Here is a 14,338-nt window from a genome sequence, read left to right as displayed (position 1 = left end):
AAATGGACAAAAGAAACAAAATCATTTACTGGATTGTCACTGTTTTTCTTTCTGTCGGAATGCTGGCAGGAGGAATACAACAAATGCTTCAAATAGGTGGTTACAACGAGATAATCACCAAATTACATTATCCTTTATATGTCTTATCCATCCTAGGAATCTGGAAAATTTTAGGTGTAATTGCCATTCTTATTCCCAAATTTCCTTTGCTGAAAGAATGGGCGTATGCAGGTTTTTTCTTTGCAATGTCGGGTGCAGCAATTTCTCATTTCGCAGTAGGACAATCTTTTACAGAAGCTATTCCTGCTTTGATCTTATTACTAGTAACCGTTTTATCTTGGTACTTCAGACCTTCAGACAGAAGAATAATCTCAAAAAACAATTAAAATGAATCTACAAGCTGAACAATTTTTCGAAAAAGCAAAGAAATGGAAGGAAGAATTTTATTTGTTGCGGGAAATCATCACCGAAAATGATTCTCTTGAAGAAGATTACAAATGGATGCATCCTTGCTACACATTAGACGAAAAAAACGTGGTGCTTATTCATGGTTTTAAAGAATATTGTGCGTTGCTCTTTCATAAAGGTGTATTGATGAAAGATCCTCAAAATATTTTAATTCAGCAGACTGAAAATGTACAGTCAGCAAGACAGATCAGATTCAGAAATATTGAGGAAGTAGAAAAACAACGAGCGATTATCAAAAAATACATTCAGGAAGCTGTAAAAATCGAACAATCAGGTCAAAAAGTAGAATTAAAAAAGGTTTCCGAATATCCGTTTCCTGAAGAATTTCAACGAGCTTTAGATGAAGACAAAACTTTAAACGAATCATTTTATGCTCTAAGTCCGGGAAGACAAAAAGGATATTTATTCTATTTTAATCAGGCTAAACAATCCAAAACGCGCGAAACCAGAATTGAAAAATATTACCAAAATATTCTCGATGGAAAAGGAATTGATGATTGATTTGATTACGCAACTATCATTCTGAATGCAAAAGAATAGAATGAATAATCTCATGAATAAAGATTAATGAAGTCAACTTTGAAAAATTAAAACAAAAAGAGGAATTTCTAATTGTAGCAATTCCTCTTTTTGTTGAAATAAACGATTATTTTTATTTTTCTTTTAAATCTGTATTAATTTGTTTTTCAGCATTTTTAGCTTTCTGTTCCTGAGCTGCTTTTTCTTTTCGCTGCTGTCTTTTTGTCTTTTTCTCGGCACGTCTCTCTTCACGAATTACTTTGTTTGACTTTTGATTGTACAAAGCGTCAACAATTCCCTGTCCGGTTTTACTGAAGATTTTCACTTTTGGTTTTTCATGAGTTCCGGTAACAACAATCGGGAAACCAATCAATCCTCCAGGAAGAATCCCGACACGAACTCTCAAATCAAGCAATCCATTAAAACTGGTTGTTCCGCTGATGGTAGGTCTCAAAATAGAAACTTTAAACGTAAATTTATCAACGTGAATCAGATTGTTTTTGATGTGCGTTTCAATATTTACTCCTTTCATATCAGGATCATTGAACGCTTTTGCACCAATATTATCACCGACTGCAGAAAGCATTTTAAGATTTTTCACTTCCACATCACGAAGATTAACAACTCCTCCACCCTCCAAAGACGGATAAATAGGTTTCATATTTTTATCAAAATCTCCTTTTAATTTGTAATTCAGAGAAACAATTCCCTTCACATTTTTGGCTGCAGTTGCCATTTCACGCACCATATCAATTTCATTATACGCTCGTTGAACATCGAAATCTAAAACGTTCAGAGCAACATCATAATTGGCTGTCAATGGTGACTCATCCTGATAACGGGCATCAATTTTCATTCTGCTTCCCACAACGTCAAATGAAGTATTTTTAAGAAAAACTTCACCTTTGTTAATCGAGGCCAAGCCGAAAAGATTATTAAGATTCAAGCCTTTAAACTCAACATTTTTAGCATCTGCTTCCAATGAAACATCAAGATTTTTTGGTATAATCACAACGCCGCTGCTTTTCGGATTTTCTACTTTTGCATAATCAACTTCTATTGATTTTTTTGAATTATCACCGTCTTTCAGTGCCATAAATTCATCAATGAGAATGTATCGTGATTTTAATTTAAACTTTCCATGAAGCGTTCCTTTTCTTTCAATAAAATAATTAATTGTATTTAATAGATAACCATTTAAAGCAAAATCTGACTTTCCGTAATTCGCGAAAAACTTCCTGAACCACATTTTTTCATTCTCAAACTCGAAGTTTCCTTCTTTAATGTAAAATGATTTCGGAAGATATTCTGTCGTGGCTTTTATATTTTTTAAAATTAAATTTCCCCGATTATCTAATCTGCTGTACTGACCGGTTGTTGCATAACTTTGTCGACCGTTCAGAGACAAATCAGCCATGATTAATCCGCTTACATCCAAGCCTTTTTTGGCAAAAACTTTATAAATTCGCCCAACATTTAAAGTTCCTTTTGCGCGCACTTTATAAAGAACGTCTTCAAAATTCTGCAGATTTGCATTCACAAACACAGGGTTTCCTTCAAAATTAAATTTAAAAGGATCAAGCTTTACCCCTAAACTCTTGAAAGTACCATCGGTATTGATAATATTTGCGACAATATTGATATTCTGAATGGGATTTGGATAATATTTTGTTTTTAGCCAACCGTTTTTCAGATTGAGATAACCGTTTGTTTTTGGAAATAATTTTTTATCTAAACTAAAAATTCCGTTTGCTTTGATATTGGTGTCCATCAAGCCTCTCGCATCGATATCTTTTAACCCTAAAGCCTGAGTCAAAGTCTGTAAATTGACCGCACCTTTTACATTCGCATTGATTTGCATTTCGTCTAAACCTTTTGTTTTTACGACCGCTTTAAAGTTGTTACTCGGACCAAGATCGAAGCTTAAATTTTTCAAATTAAGTCCTAATTCTTCTGTATTTAAATCAGGTAAATCAACATTGAGATCCATATTAAAATTATTCATCGGAACCGGCGCTTTACCGTTGGATACAAAGCCATCTTTTACCATCAACTTTGCTTTTAATCTTGGTTTTTGATTTTTTTGCTCACTGAATCTTCCTTTCAGACTGAAAAAGAAGTCACTGTCACCTTCAATTTTGGTATCTTTTGCCCAATCTAAATATTGAGGCGGAAGCACAGAAATCATATCGCGAATCGTTGTTTTTTCAGATGCGGCATTGATGTCAAGATTATAACCGTCTTTTAAAATACTTACAAAACCCGTAAATTTTAAAGGCAGATCATTAATTCTCAACTCATTTTTTCTAAGTACAAAGGTTAACGCATTGGTATTAATCCTGGTAATTAAATCTGCATGTAAAGTTTTTTGTTTGGCGTAATAAATTCTGTTTAAACTAAAGTCTAATTTATCAATATCCAAGTCAGTTTCAAGATCAAAAATATCTTCACTCAGCCCACCTTTTCCGGTATAACTTAAACCTTTTGCATCAACCAAAACTCTTGCAGCATGATCATTATATTTAACATTCCAGTTTCTTAATTTAATAAGATCAAGCTTTATTGAGGCACCTGTACTTGTTGTATCTTTTGGTTTTTCTGAAGGTTTTGAAACGTAAACATTATAATTGGCTTCACCTTTAGTATTGACGAAAACATTGGCATAAGCGTCTGTAACATATATTTCATCAATTTTAACTTCGCCGTCAAAAATTAAATTTTTAAGATTAATACCAACTGCAACTTCTTTTGCAGCAAGCAAGGTATCATTTTGAAAAGGCTTTGAACCTTTCAGTAAAAAATCATCGACTGAAACTGTCAATGACGGGAAATGTCTGAAAAAAGTAAGATGTGTTTTTCTGTAATCCAATTTACCAGCAAGATGCTTATTGGCAAAAAGTTTTACTTGCTCAGAAACCTTTCCGGGAAATAAAATCGGAATGATAAACATGAGAAAAAGAATGGAAGCAATGGAAATTCCGGTCCATTTCAGAATTTTCAATAATATTTTTTTAAACTTATGCATGACTGAATCATTTTGTGATTATACGTATAAATTCTATAATAATAATTGATTATCATCTAAAATCGAGCCATTGAAAATATTTTAGAATGCCTTGTGGCACTAGTTTTCTCAGGAATAGATAATTCTCAGGTATTTGTTATAATGCCGCAGTAATTATGATCAGATGTAATATTTTTATCATGCCGATTGTCTATAAAAATATAAGCCTACTCTAATGACCAAATACCAAATCTTTTTATTATTCATTTTTAATTTTGTAATTGTTTCTGCGCAGCAAAAATTCAATATCAGCGGTACAGTTTTAAATAGCAATAACAGCAATTGGAATACACCGGTTGATGTTTATCTGTATGATAATGAAAATCAACTTATTAAAACCACTGTTACACGAGAATCTAAGTTTGAGTTTAATGATCTGAAATCAAATACCTATTATCTTCAGATTTCTTCCGGCAATACAGAGCAAAAAGAAAAACCATTCTTACTGAATCGCAATGAAAATTTTAATATAATTTATCAACCGAAAATAAAAGAAATTGAAGCCGTTACAATCATTGGTGAGAAGAAAAAATTCAGTGTAGAAAACGGAAATATAACGTTAGATATTACAGATTCACCTTTAAATAAAGTGGCTACATCTTCAGAATTGCTAACAAAATTACCTTTTGTAACGCTCGACGCCAACGGTGAAGGTGTTTCTGTAGTGGGTAAAGGAAGTCCTTTATTGTATGTTGATAATCAACGGGTAGATTTTTCTACGTTGTCTGGAATTTCGGTGGAAGATATAAAATCTGTTGAAATCATTAGAAATCCGTCAGTAAAGTATGAATCTGAAGGTAAAGCGGTCATCAAAATCAATTTAAAAAAGAGCAAAAGAGATGGTTCTAAGTTAGCATTATCTGAAACGGCAACCTTTCAAAAAAGATTCAGCAATTATTTTAATGCCAATTTTCAGCAGAAAAAAAATAAAACAGAATGGAAAATCAATGCTGCATTCAATGCTGTTCAACATTGGGAAAGTAACGGTTATAGTTATGCAGTTCCAAGCAAAAATATTTCCTCAGATTACACCATCGTTTCTATTACCAATCGTCCGCAAACTATTTTCGGAGCAAGTTTGTATCAGGAATTAAATGATGACGGAGATTATCTTACTTTGACTTTTAACAGTAATTTTCGCCCGGATAAAGGAGATAACAATACCAATACAAAATATACTGAAAATGGGATTTCTTCCAATATATTGACTTTAAATCATCAGGATAATAAAAGAGCTTCTATTAATTCTATTTTTAATTATAATAAGAAGTTGGCAGATTGGGATGCCAATATTTTTACAGGATTTCAATACACCAGAGAAAGCCGCAATGTAGATTATGAATTTCTAAATAATATTGATGATTCCGGTTATGAATTCAGCCAATTCCGAAGACAATTATACGCAGGTGATGTTTATTCCGGAAGAATAGATTTTGAAAAAAAACTAAATGAAAATTACAAATTAGAACTTGGAACAAGTTTCACAAAAGCTGCAACTACTACTGATAACATTACCGATTTTGCTGATGTAAAAGCTCCCGAATTTTTTAATTATTTCTTCAAAGAAAGTAATACCGGATCATATGTCAATCTAAGTACTGAAAAAAATAAATGGAACTTTAAAGCAGGAATCCGTATGGAAACCACTTCAGCCAAAGGTTTTGACAATATTTTAAAAGACACTACTCTATCCCGAAATGCTGTTGACTGGTTTCCCAATGCCGAAATTTCTTTTCAGCAAAATAAAGATTATGTTTATACTTTAAACTTCAGAAAAACAATCTCTAGACCTGGTTACGGCAATCTGTCTTCCGGAGGATTATACGGAAGTCCATACATAGAATATGTAGGAAACCCAAATTTAATACCTACTTACACGAATACGTTGTCTTTTAGTACAAGTTTAAAAAAATGGTCTGTTAACGCATCGGTTTACACAAGCAAAAATCCGATGGGTTATACTTTGGTGTATGATGATGAAAAAAATATTTCAAAATTTACACTCATCAATTTTGACAAAGAAATTGGCGCAAGTCTCGGTGTAGATGTTCCTTTTGAATGGAAAATATGGTCTTCACAAAACAGTATGTCGGTTAATTATGGTAAAACAGAAGACAGTTTAGCATTAATTAAAAAATCGACTCCATACCTTTATATTTATACCAATAATACTTTAAAAATCACTAAACGCTTTTCTTTATTAATGGACGGTTCTTACATCAGCAAACGTACAGAAGGTTTATACGAAAACAATGCAGTTTGCGCCGTCAATTTCGGAATCACCAAATCTGTATCAGATTTTGATTTTACGTTCAGATATAATGATATTTTTAAACAGATGAATTACATTCAAAACATGACGTATGATAAAATTATTTCTACCGGTAATTTTTACGGAAACACGCCTACAATTTCGGTTGCTGTAAAATACAATTTTGGCAGGCTTGAAAAATCGAATTATAAAGAAAGCAGCGTTAATGAAACTTCAAACAGGTTATAAAAAAAAGGTTTATCTGCATATCAATTGCAAATAAACCTTTTTAGAATTTTTTAGAAAAATAGTTATTTCAGATTTGTTGTAAAGAAATTTTCCAGCTTATCAAAAGGAATAACATCTACTTTATCATACAAATCAACGTGAACTGCATTTGGGATAATCATGAGTTCTTTCGGCTCAGCTGCAGATTTGTAAATATCTTCACTGAAATATCGTGAATGGGCATTTTCGCCCGCAATCAAAAGCATAGGTCTTGGAGAAATCTCTTTCACATACGTTAAGATCGGCATATTCATAAACGAAAGCGGATTGGTCATCAACCAAGCTCCATTAGAATTCAGTGAATTGGCATGAAAACCACGAGGCGTTCTGTAATAATCAAAATATTCTTTTACAAATTGCGGCTCGTCACCTTTCAACGTTTCGGGTAAATTTCTCGAACCTTTGGCTGGGTTTCCGTTTTCGGCATCTTTCCAACGTTGTTGGCTCAGATCTTCCAAAGTCTTGGTACGCTGTTCCGGTGTTACAGAATCGTTATATCCTTTTGACATTACTCTTGTCATATCATACAAACTTGTTGTGGCAACAGCTTTTACTCTTTTATCTACCGCCGTCGCATTCAGTGCAAAGCCTCCAAAACCACAAATACCGATGATTCCTATTTTATTTCTGTCTACATTTTTTTGAAGACCTATAAAATCAACTGCTGCACTAAAATCTTCTGTATTGATTTCTGGTGATGCCAAATTTCTTGGTTCACCACCACTTTCACCGGTATAAGACGGATCAAAAGCAATCACGGCAAAACCTCTTTTTGCCATTTCATTGGCGTATAATCCTGAAGATTGCTGTTTTACCGCACCAAATGGACCGCTGATTACCAATGCTGATAATTTTTCGTTTCCTGCATTTTTAGGTAGATATAAATCTCCGGATAAGGTAATTCCGTATCGATTTTTGAAGGTTACTGTTTTGCGGGTTACATTATCACTGAGTTTGAATGTATAATGTTCTGTTGTATTCATTTTCTTTGAGTTTTTATCAAATGATTTTTGTTTGCTTTGCGCTGTAAATTGACTTAAAGACAATATTGCGGCAAACATTAATGTGAGTTTCTTCATTTTTACTGTTCGTTATTGACTTGATTAAATTCTTCATCTGTAACCGGCTTCAGCCAAGTTACCTGTACATCTTCTTTAAAGTTGGTAATGGCAATATGCGTCATCGACGTTTTATCTGATGCACCGTGCCAATGCTCAACATTTTCAGGGATATTCACAACATCACCTTTTTTAATGATTTGTGCAGGTTTTCCTTTTTCCTGATAAAAACCAGAACCTTCTGTTACGATCAAAACCTGACCTTTAGGATGAATATGCCAATTGGTTCTTGCGCCAATTTCAAAAGTGACTGCTCCTGCAGAAAATTCATTGTTTTTATCTTTGGCTACCAAAGGAGATAAAAAAGCATTTCCGGTAAACCATTCATTTGGTAATTGGTCTCCTTTCGGGAAAAGACCTGTTGTATTTTCTTTATTCATTTTTTCTTGATTTTTGTTGTTACATGACATTACTGTTATTAAGACAAGTGCGCATAACAACAGTATTTTATGATTAAATTTAAATATTTTCATTCTCTATTTTTTTAATGATCTTTGCAGGAATTCCACCGACAATTGTATCGTCAGGTACATTTTTAGAAACGACTGCTCCGGCTGCAACCACTGAATTTTCGCCAATGGTAACGCCCGGTAAAATGGTTGCGTTTGCACCAATCCATGCATTTTTTTTAATATGAATCGCTTTGCCGATCAGTCCATTTCTTAGTTTTGGATCTAATGGATGATTTTCCGTGATAAGGCTGACTTTCGGGCCTATCAATACATCGTCTTCAATTGTTATTCCGCCTAAGGCAAGAAAGGTACAGTCGAAATTGATGAATACATTTTTACCAATATTGATATGCTTTCCGTAATTGATATAAATAGGCGTAAACACAGCGACATTTTGAATTTCCTGATCTAAAATTTCACTCAATATTTTTGTAACCTCTTCAGAATCTGAGGAGTTGTTCATTTCTATGAGTAATTTTCTGACTGCGAAAGATTCATCTCTCAATCTGTGCATTTGTGGATCGTTGGGCAGGATTGTTTCTCCAGCCAATAACCTCTCAAAAATATCTAGTTGAGGATGAATAGAATTTGGAATATTGTTTGAATTTGGCATTTTAAATTGATTTGATAATAGAATACAAAGATATCACGACATACGAATAAGCCGTTAAAGATTATCAAACCAAAAACTAAGAATTTCAAACCTCGGTTAATCGAAATGATTTGGGATTAGTTCCAGTTTGTTTTTTAAAAAAGTTGTTAAAGTAAGTAGGATATTCAAATCCTAGAGCATAAGCGATTTCTGAAATACTCCAATCTGTATGTAGTAAAAGTGCTTTTGCTTCTGTGATAATGCGCTCTGTAATATGAGCCGTTGTTGATTTTCCGGTAACCTCTTTTACAGCACGGTTGAGATAATTAATGTGTACATTCAAATGTTGCCCATAATGTTGTGCCGTTTTTAGCTGAAGAGGGTTTGCGGTCGTTTCAATTGGGAATTGTCGTTCCAACAATTCCAGAAAAACAGAAGTTAATCTCGAAGACGCATTCTTGTTTTGCTCATAATTTTCAGAAGGTTCCATCTTTAGAGATTCGTGAATAATAAGACTGATGTAGTTTCTGATCAGTTCATCTTTATAGAGGTAGTCACTTTCCTGTTCGGCAATCATTTTCTGAAAAATAGTATTGAGAAAATCTCTCTGCTCAGATGTAATTTTTAAAACAGGAGTTCCGCCAATTTTAAAAAAAGAAGACTGCTGTAAGCTCTCTGAACGTTCTGAATTTTTAAAAAATTCAGCAGAAAAAAGAATGGTATATCCTACATAAGTTGTAGAAATTGTTTCCCAGGAATAAGGAATGTGTGGATTACCAAAAAAGAGAATCGTCCCTTCCTGTTCAAAAGTTTTATCGGAATAATGAATCTTACTTTTCCCTGTCGTAAGGCAGATTTTATAGAACTCTTTTCTACTGTAGGTACGTGTTTCGTTACTGTCACTTTCAATTTGAAATGCCTTAAATCCTTGAAGCTTCAGTTCACTATTAAATTCTGAAATTACTCTGATTACCTTCTCTTTCATTTGATAAAGTTAAGAAATTCAAACTTTAAAATAATATTTCAATTTAAATTCATTTTAAGTGAAATAGAAATTTTGCTATTTAAAATCATTTATATAATTTTGCATAATCAGTTATGTAATTAATTATGGATATATTCAACCGTACCGGAAAAATGGCTCTAGGAAGCAGATTAAGATTGCTGACCAGCAAAGTTACTGAAGATGCAGCTCAGATTTATGAATTGTATAATATTGCAGGATTTTCTCCAAAATGGTTTCCTGTTTTCTTTGTTCTTTCGGAAACAGAAGAAAAAACCATTACCGAAATTGCAAAAGAAATTGGGCATTCGCAACCGTCTGTTACAAAAATCATCAAAGAAATGACTAAAGCAGGCTTAGTTAAAGACAAGCTTAACTCCAATGACAAACGAAGAAACGTTGTTGGTCTTACAACCGAAGGAACTTCTTTAGCAAAGAAAATGATTGAAGAACAATGTGCCGATATTGATGTTGCTATTGATGAAATCATCAACCAAGCGACTAACAATCTTTGGGAAGCGTTAGCAGAATGGGAGTTTTTACTGGAACAAAAATCTTTACTAAAAAGAGTAAAAGACCAAAAGAAACTGCGTGAAAGCAAAGATGTTACAATTGTAGAATATGAGCCCAAATATCAATCAGCTTTCAAAGCTTTGAATGAAGAATGGATTTCTACTTTTTTTGAAATGGAGGAAGCCGACTATAAAGCATTAGACAATCCTAAAGAATATATTCTGGATAAAGGCGGAAAAATATTTGTCGCTCTTTATAAGGACGAGCCTTATAAGGACGAGCCTTTAGGAGTTTGCGCTTTAATAAAAATGACCGATCAAAATTATGATTTTGAAATGGCAAAAATGGCAGTTTCTCCAAAAGCTCAGGGTAAAAACCTGGGTTGGCTTTTAGGACAGACCATTATAGATTCAGCTAAGCAATTAGGAGCCTCAAAAATATATTTAGAAAGCAATACCATTCTGGAACCGGCAATCAATTTATATCATAAAATGGGTTTTGAAAAGATTGTAGGCCATCAAACGCCTTACAAACGCTGCAATATTCAAATGGAATTAAATTTAGAAAAGTAGTTAATTTGTAGAAAAAAATACTTGTTGATCAAATATAGAAGATTAGTAAATTTTGTTTTCTAAACTGGTAAATGATTAGCATCTGAATACTCTTTTTAAATTGAACTTTTCGTAAGTTAGCAAAACTGAAAATCACAATTATAAATCTATCTTTAGAGATCTTATTGTTTAAAGATAATTTCAACTCTTAATTCCAGAATAATGACTGAAGAACAAAAAGTTAAAGTAAGAGAATTTAACAATCAAATTATAGCCAATAAAAACTATAGATTCAATTCATGGCTTCCTGTTTTGGAGGATCCAAATATGAGAAGTTTATTACTGCTAACAACTTCACTTCCCTGTAATAGTGTAAATTGATAAATCATACCGTTTCTTTTCCATATATAATGTTCTGGAAAAGATACCTGCTGATCATATTCATCGGTGAAATATATAATATCATCTTTGGGAAGGGTTTTCAATATGGGCTGCAACAATATGTTGGTCTTTGCCAAAGTATCAAGAACTACTCCACTCGGTTCACCGAGTTTTTGTTTAAGTTTTAAAAGAATTTCAGATGTGTTGGATCCTTCTGGATAGATACTGTAAAAAGCGATTTTATTCTGATACTCTACAATCTCTATTCCCATCATCCCGATTGAAGGATAACCAAAAAAACTAAATTGACTCTTATCAGACGGACCTGTAATATGATAGACTTTACTTACTTCTTCTTTTCCCACCAGCTTTAATTCCAAATCATCTTCTGCCGAATTATTTTTAATTAACTCCCAATGACCATATTGCATTTCACCCTTAGACGGAGATATATCTTTCAGATATTCCGAGGCTGGCTGGCTAAAATCAATCGTACTCAAATCGAGGGTCGATTTATTACATCCCATACTGAGGAGTATTATTAATACTGCTGAAAGTCTATTCATGGTTGTTGTCTTTAGTAGATTTTTTGTACCTGTCATAATTTTTAAATGAAGCCCAGTAATCTGCATCACTGCTTCTGTCATTGAAAGCAGTAAGTTCGGCGAAAAGTAGTTTTTCAGAGCGTCTGTATTGTAGAAGATGATACGAAATTCCGCTCTTTTTATTTGTCCATAACTGATACGTGATTTCGGTTCTGGGGCCATCCATCATATTTCCGTTTTTATCTATTGCAAGACCCGGATGTTTCGAAGACGTATTTGTAAAGCCTGGCTGACCAAGTGTATGTATTAAGATTGAATCTACTTTTTGTAAAGCATCAGATGTATAAAGCTGTATCTCAAATGCAGAAATAACCTGTTTATTTAAGGTATAATGCAATACAACCTGATTTTGATTTTCATCAACTTTTCCGGTAAGAGACTGATGATTAAAGATCAATATATCGGGAGACGAACTTACAAAAGTGCCGTATCCCGTCAATGTTTGAGCAGATTGATTTTCTTTATTATAGTCTAAACCCAAATCTTTAAGGGTTTCTTTGAAGGTGATATTGAAAAGGTCAATTTTTTTCCCGTAAGTAACCTTTTGACTGGATCGACCAACCATATCAGCCTTATGATCTTTTTTGTCATCCGACGTACACGATAAAGATAAAAGTAGAATTATAATATAATGAACTTTCTGTTTCATAAGCAATTTCACTTAATGTAAATATACATAAAAGGGTTATGTTATAGATCCTCAACATATAAACATCTATCGAATGATATTTCATTAAATTTCTTTATAATTTGACAATGAAAAAGAATTTGAATTTAATGCTACAGACAAATTAAAATTCAGAAACGTCTTAAGCAGAGATAATTCATAATAAATATAGTTGGTTTCATTTTACAAAATAAAATTTCATCTGATCTTATAAAATAGGACTGAAAATACTTGTCACAATACTTTTCTCTCCTTTAAGATTATCATTATTTTGGCCGGCTTCTTGCCATCTTTCATTTACAAAAAACACCACCATCTAAATTAAATTTATGAAAATATTTCTTACAGGCGCAACTGGCTATATTGGTAAAAGACTTCTCATTCAACTTCTTTCGGCCGGGCATGATGTAATCTGCTCTGTAAGGGACAAAAGAAGGTTTGATACCAGCCTTTACGCAAGCCACAAAAACCAACTTACAATCATCGAACAGGATTTCACTGATGAAAAAACGCTGGCAACATTGGATAAAGATATAGATATTGCGTATTATCTTATTCACTCTATGTCTGCAAATGAAGATTTTAGTAAGTCTGAAAAAATTTCTGCACAAAACTTTTCAAATATCGTTTCAGAAACCCGGTGCAGGCAGGTTATTTACCTGACCGGAATTGTAAACTCTGAAGCATTATCTAAGCATTTGCAATCCAGAAAAGATGTAGAAGAACACCTGAGATCTCCAAACTACAAACTCACTGTTCTTCGCGCGGGTATTATCATTGGCTCAGGTTCTGCTTCCTTTGAAATCATCAGGGATCTTGTAGAGAAACTTCCTGTGATGGTGGCACCCAAATGGCTGAAAACACTTTGTCAACCGATAGCTGTTCGTAATGTTATTGAATTTTTAACGGGTGTAATTGATAAAGAATTTACCTTTAACCATCATTTTGATATTGCAGGACCTGACATTCTTTCCTACAAAGAAATGCTTTTGATATTTGCTGAGGAAAGAAAGTTGAAAAGAACCATTATCTCTGTTCCGGTTTTAAGTCCAAAAATATCTTCATATTGGCTGTATTTTATTACTTCTACAACCTACGCTCTTGCAAAAAATCTTGTAGACAGTATGAAAATAAATGTGGTTGCGGAGGATAATCAGCTTGCAATCCAGCTAAATATTAAACTCCTCACGTACCGCGAAAGTTTAAAACTAAGCTTTGATAAAATTGAGCAAAATGACGTACTTTCCACATGGTACGACTCATTTGGTGATTACCGATACTCAAAAAATGTATGGACTTTTTTGGAGGTGCCGAATAAAGGAGTATTTAAAGACCGAAAAGAAAGGAATATCGTCAATGAGCAACATACTATCCAGAAGATCTTCGGAATAGGCGGTAAAAACGGATGGTATCACGCAGATTATTTGTGGAGCATCAGAGGATGGATTGATAAACTATTCGGAGGTGTAGGTCTGAAAAGAGGCAGAAAAAATAAAGATATGATCTCAGCCGGTGATTCCCTTGATTTTTGGAGGGTATTGTATGCGAGCCGTGATGAAAAAAGATTACTCTTATTCGCCGAAATGAAATTGCCGGGAGAAGCATGGCTAGATTTCCAAATTAAGGATGGAAAACTGATACAGGAAGCAACATTTCGGCCTGTAGGTCTTCTTGGAAGATTATATTGGTATGCTGTTTTACCTTTTCACGGATATATTTTCAACGGAATGATTAAAAAATTAATTGATGGTTAACAATAAAGTTTTCTCCTCATTGATGATGACATTATTTCCCATCTCTTTGATGCTTGCAGTTATTATCATAAATCCTGTTTATTTATGAGGATATTGTATTACTTTGTGTTTC

The 14,338-nt window shown here is 33.4% G+C and carries 12 protein-coding genes; 5 read left to right on the top strand and 7 right to left on the bottom strand.

All coding sequences use genetic code 11. From position 1 onward, the window contains the following. Positions 1-2 precede the first annotated feature (2 nt). Together EG358_RS11205 and EG358_RS11200 are read left to right on the top strand one after the other, a co-directional pair. The gene (locus tag EG358_RS11205; protein ID WP_076558081.1) at positions 3-386 is read left to right on the top strand and encodes a DoxX family protein; all 384 of its coding nucleotides are present in this window, start codon (positions 3-5) and stop codon (positions 384-386) included. Between the two features lies 1 nt (position 387). Continuing rightward, positions 388-969, top strand: a complete 582-nt coding sequence (locus tag EG358_RS11200) for a YdeI/OmpD-associated family protein (RefSeq protein WP_076558080.1) — start codon at positions 388-390, stop codon at positions 967-969. Between the two features lie 151 nt (positions 970-1,120). Here EG358_RS11200 and EG358_RS11195 read toward each other — a convergent pair whose 3' ends face one another. Next, on the bottom strand, positions 1,121-4,012 hold the full coding sequence (locus EG358_RS11195; RefSeq protein WP_076558079.1) for an AsmA-like C-terminal region-containing protein: 2,892 nt from the start codon (positions 4,010-4,012) through the stop codon (positions 1,121-1,123). Positions 4,013-4,226: 214 nt separating this feature from the next. On the opposite strand from EG358_RS11195, the gene EG358_RS11190 reads away from it, so the two are divergent. Next, the gene (locus EG358_RS11190; protein WP_076558078.1) at positions 4,227-6,551 is read left to right on the top strand and encodes a TonB-dependent receptor domain-containing protein; all 2,325 of its coding nucleotides are present in this window, start codon (positions 4,227-4,229) and stop codon (positions 6,549-6,551) included. 62 nt (positions 6,552-6,613) lie between these two features. Here the strand turns inward: EG358_RS11190 and EG358_RS11185 are convergent, their stop codons facing one another. From EG358_RS11185 to EG358_RS11170, 4 genes are all read right to left on the bottom strand, one after another. Further along, positions 6,614-7,669, bottom strand: coding sequence for an alpha/beta hydrolase (locus EG358_RS11185; RefSeq protein WP_076558077.1), 1,056 nt, complete (start codon positions 7,667-7,669; stop codon positions 6,614-6,616). A 2-nt stretch (positions 7,670-7,671) separates the two neighbouring features. Continuing rightward, entirely contained in the window at positions 7,672-8,088 is a 417-nt protein-coding gene (locus EG358_RS11180) for a (R)-mandelonitrile lyase (protein ID WP_076558801.1), read from the bottom strand. A gap of 79 nt (positions 8,089-8,167) precedes the next feature. Continuing rightward, positions 8,168-8,773: a sugar O-acetyltransferase gene (locus tag EG358_RS11175; RefSeq protein WP_076558076.1), complete on the bottom strand. Its 606-nt coding sequence runs from the start codon at positions 8,771-8,773 to the stop codon at positions 8,168-8,170. Positions 8,774-8,858: 85 nt separating this feature from the next. After that, positions 8,859-9,737 (bottom strand): helix-turn-helix domain-containing protein, encoded by an 879-nt coding sequence (locus EG358_RS11170; RefSeq protein ID WP_076558075.1) that lies wholly within the window; start codon positions 9,735-9,737, stop codon positions 8,859-8,861. A gap of 125 nt (positions 9,738-9,862) precedes the next feature. On the opposite strand from EG358_RS11170, the gene EG358_RS11165 reads away from it, so the two are divergent. Further along, on the top strand, positions 9,863-10,840 hold the full coding sequence (locus EG358_RS11165) for a bifunctional helix-turn-helix transcriptional regulator/GNAT family N-acetyltransferase (RefSeq protein WP_076558074.1): 978 nt from the start codon (positions 9,863-9,865) through the stop codon (positions 10,838-10,840). A 263-nt stretch (positions 10,841-11,103) separates the two neighbouring features. Here the strand turns inward: EG358_RS11165 and EG358_RS11160 are convergent, their stop codons facing one another. Both EG358_RS11160 and EG358_RS11155 read right to left on the bottom strand, forming a co-directional pair. Continuing rightward, positions 11,104-11,802, bottom strand: coding sequence for a hypothetical protein (locus tag EG358_RS11160; protein ID WP_076558073.1), 699 nt, complete (start codon positions 11,800-11,802; stop codon positions 11,104-11,106). Beyond that, a complete protein-coding gene (locus tag EG358_RS11155; protein WP_076558071.1) occupies positions 11,759-12,454 on the bottom strand; it encodes a hypothetical protein in 696 nt (231 codons plus the stop codon). The genes EG358_RS11160 and EG358_RS11155 overlap by 44 nt, the downstream gene beginning before the upstream one ends. A gap of 347 nt (positions 12,455-12,801) precedes the next feature. On the opposite strand from EG358_RS11155, the gene EG358_RS11150 reads away from it, so the two are divergent. Continuing rightward, on the top strand, positions 12,802-14,226 hold the full coding sequence (locus EG358_RS11150; RefSeq protein ID WP_076558068.1) for an SDR family oxidoreductase: 1,425 nt from the start codon (positions 12,802-12,804) through the stop codon (positions 14,224-14,226). The last annotated feature ends 112 nt before the right edge of the window (positions 14,227-14,338 follow it).

It is taken from the genome of Chryseobacterium indoltheticum, from assembly GCF_003815915.1.
GTDB lineage: Bacteria > Bacteroidota > Bacteroidia > Flavobacteriales > Weeksellaceae > Chryseobacterium > Chryseobacterium indoltheticum.
This window is presented reverse-complemented; position numbering and strand designations above follow the sequence as displayed.

What these genes read in the sequence shown, in the direction of transcription:
- EG358_RS11155 (WP_076558071.1), bottom strand. Translation starts at nt 12,454, where the DNA reads ATGAAACAGAAAGTTCATTATATTATAATTCTACTTTTATCTTTATCG.
- EG358_RS11175 (WP_076558076.1), bottom strand. Translation starts at nt 8,773, where the DNA reads ATGCCAAATTCAAACAATATTCCAAATTCTATTCATCCTCAACTAGAT.
- EG358_RS11195 (WP_076558079.1), bottom strand. Translation starts at nt 4,012, where the DNA reads ATGCATAAGTTTAAAAAAATATTATTGAAAATTCTGAAATGGACCGGA.
- EG358_RS11165 (WP_076558074.1), top strand. Translation starts at nt 9,863, where the DNA reads ATGGATATATTCAACCGTACCGGAAAAATGGCTCTAGGAAGCAGATTA.
- EG358_RS11200 (WP_076558080.1), top strand. Translation starts at nt 388, where the DNA reads ATGAATCTACAAGCTGAACAATTTTTCGAAAAAGCAAAGAAATGGAAG.
- EG358_RS11205 (WP_076558081.1), top strand. Translation starts at nt 3, where the DNA reads ATGGACAAAAGAAACAAAATCATTTACTGGATTGTCACTGTTTTTCTT.
- EG358_RS11180 (WP_076558801.1), bottom strand. Translation starts at nt 8,088, where the DNA reads ATGAATAAAGAAAATACAACAGGTCTTTTCCCGAAAGGAGACCAATTA.
- EG358_RS11150 (WP_076558068.1), top strand. Translation starts at nt 12,802, where the DNA reads ATGAAAATATTTCTTACAGGCGCAACTGGCTATATTGGTAAAAGACTT.
- EG358_RS11185 (WP_076558077.1), bottom strand. Translation starts at nt 7,669, where the DNA reads ATGAAGAAACTCACATTAATGTTTGCCGCAATATTGTCTTTAAGTCAA.
- EG358_RS11170 (WP_076558075.1), bottom strand. Translation starts at nt 9,737, where the DNA reads ATGAAAGAGAAGGTAATCAGAGTAATTTCAGAATTTAATAGTGAACTG.
- EG358_RS11160 (WP_076558073.1), bottom strand. Translation starts at nt 11,802, where the DNA reads ATGACAGGTACAAAAAATCTACTAAAGACAACAACCATGAATAGACTT.
- EG358_RS11190 (WP_076558078.1), top strand. Translation starts at nt 4,227, where the DNA reads ATGACCAAATACCAAATCTTTTTATTATTCATTTTTAATTTTGTAATT.